Origin of the sequence: Vibrio sp. MEBiC08052, from assembly GCF_001506075.1 — a bacterium.
Classification (GTDB): Bacteria; Pseudomonadota; Gammaproteobacteria; order Enterobacterales; family Vibrionaceae; genus Vibrio.
In genome coordinates, this window is the sequence record NZ_KQ947475.1 from 1,894,185 (window position 1) to 1,895,335 (window position 1,151).

General features: G+C 57.1%; 1 protein-coding gene. It reads right to left on the reverse strand.

Annotation, left to right across the window (positions count from 1 at the left end; translation table 11 throughout):
* Positions 1–1,151 (reverse strand): VCBS domain-containing protein (locus VRK_RS21260; protein ID WP_197413078.1); only part of this gene is annotated, 1,151 nt, incomplete at both ends.

The window sequence follows — 1,151 nt, forward strand, 5'->3', positions numbered from 1 at the left end:
GGTGGTAAACACCAGTGACTGGCCGGCCGGTAGATCGACATCGGTTGCGGTAATACTGCCGGTAATCGTCGCATCTTCGGCGACGACGGCTACCGCCGCCTGAGCCACCGGCGCATCATTGGTGCCAATCACGGTAATGGTTAAAGTGGTGGTATCCGTCGCACCGCGATCATCGGTCACGGTGACAGGTACGGTAATCACCTGTTTTTCACCCGCGCTCAGCGCATCATAGCCGGATGCGTCAAAACTGTAGCTACCATCAGCGTTTAAGGTCAGACCGGGGACAGTGGATTCAGTGGTAAACACCAGTGACTGACCGGCCGGTAGATCGACATCGGTCGCCGTGATACTGCCGGTAATCGTCGCATCTTCGGCGACGACGGCTACCGCCGCCTGAGCCACCGGCGCATCATTGGTGCCAATCACGGTAATCGTTAAGGTGGTGGTATCCGTCGCACCGCGATCATCGGTCACGGTGACAGGTACGGTAATCACCTGTTTTTCACCGGCGCTCAGCGCGTCATAACCGGAGGCATCAAAACTGTAAGAGCCGTCGGCATTGAACGTCAGACCATCCACGGTGGAGTCGGTGCTGAAGGTCAGCGTTGCATCCGCCGGTAAATCCACATCGGTAGCGGTAATGTTGCCGGTCACTGTGGCATCTTCGGTGACGGTATTGGTCGCCGCCTGCGCAACCGGTGCATCATTAGTGCCGGTCACAGTAATCGTTAAGGTGGTGGTATCCGTCGCACCGCGATCATCGGTCACGGTGACAGGTACAGTAATCACCTGTTTTTCACCCGCGCTCAGCGCATCATAGCCGGATGCGTCAAAACTGTAGCTACCATCCGCGTTTAAGGTCAGACCGGGGACAGTGGATTCAGTGGTAAACACCAGTGACTGACCGGCCGGTAGATCGACATCGGTCGCGGTAATACTGCCGGTAATCGTCGCATCTTCGGCGACGACGGCCACAGCAGCCTGAGCCACCGGGGCGTCATTGGTACCAATCACAGTAATGGTTAAGGTGGTGGTATCCGTCGCACCGCGATCATCGGTCACGGTGACCGGAACAGTAATCACCTGTTTTTCACCCGCGCTCAGCGCATCATAACCGGAAGCATCAAACCGGTAAGAGCCGTCGGCATTGA